General features: G+C 70.7%; 1 protein-coding gene. It reads left to right on the top strand.

Features of this window, described 5'->3' with window-relative positions; genetic code table 11:
• On the top strand, window positions 1-1168 hold a 1168-nt coding region (locus ABD323_RS41360), incomplete at both ends, for a condensation domain-containing protein (protein WP_344447243.1).

Raw genomic sequence — 1168 nt, 5'->3', positions numbered from 1 at the left:
GGTTCCGGATCGAGCCGGGTGAGGTGCAGGCGGTGGTGGCCGCGCACCCGCAGGTTCAGCAGGTCGCGATGGTCGTGCGTGAGGACGTCCCGGGTGACAAGCGCCTGGTCGCCTACGTGGTGGCCGAGGACAGTGAGGCCATCGATCTGCCCACCGTGCTACGGGAGTTCGTTGCCAGTCGGCTGCCGGAGTACATGGTGCCCTCGGCGGTCGTCATGCTCGACGCGATGCCGTTGACGGTCAACGGGAAGGTGGACCGCAGGGCCCTTCCCGCGCCGGCGTATGTGGCGACGACGGGTCGTGGGGCGGCCACGGTGCAGGAGGAGATCCTGTGCGGGGCGTTCGCGGAGGTCCTCGGCGTGGACAGCGTCGGGGTGGACGACAACTTCTTCGAGCTCGGCGGTCACTCGCTGCTGGCGACCCGGCTGGTGAGCCGGATCCGCACGCTGCTGGGCCTCGAGGCCGAGATCGCCCAGGTCTTCGAAGCACCGACGGTGGCGGGGCTCGCCGCCCGGCTGGCGCAGGGAGGAGCGGCCCGGATCGCGTTGGCAGCAGGGGAGAGGCCGGAGCGGCTGCCGCTCTCCTTCGCCCAGCAGCGCCTCTGGTTCCTCGGGCAGATCGAGGGGCAGAGTGCCACCTACAACGCGCCGCTGGTCCTCAAGCTGTCCGGCGAGCTCGACCAGGACGCCCTGGCCGGCGCACTTCGGGACGTACTCGGCCGGCACGAGGCGCTGCGGACGGTGCTGCCCAGCGAGAACGGTCAGCCGCACCAGCGCATCCTGGACGTGGCCGAGCTGTCCTGGGACCTGGACGTCGTGGCGGTCGCGCGCACGGAGGACATGTACCAGCGGCTCCTGGAGATGACCGACCTGCCGACGCTTGACACGCAAGGGAGCGACGAGCAGCCGACGTTGGCGGCGGCAGTGGTCCGGGCTGCCGGGTACGCGTTCGACCTGGCGACCGAGATACCGGTGAAGGCCGTGCTGTTCACGGTGGGCCCGGACGAGCACGTCCTGGTGCTGGTGATCCACCACATCGCGGGCGACGGCTGGTCGATGGACCCGCTGGCCCGGGACATTTCCGACGCCTATGCGACGCGTCGGCAGGGTCGGGTGCCCGAGTGGGCTCCGCTGCCGGTGCAGTACGCGGACTACGCGTTGTGGCAGCG

This window comes from Kitasatospora nipponensis (assembly GCF_039528135.1).
In the GTDB taxonomy this organism is placed as follows: Bacteria; Actinomycetota; Actinomycetes; order Streptomycetales; family Streptomycetaceae; genus Kitasatospora; species Kitasatospora nipponensis.
The sequence above is the reverse complement of the archived record's forward strand: the minus strand, read 5'-3'. Positions and strand labels throughout refer to the sequence as shown.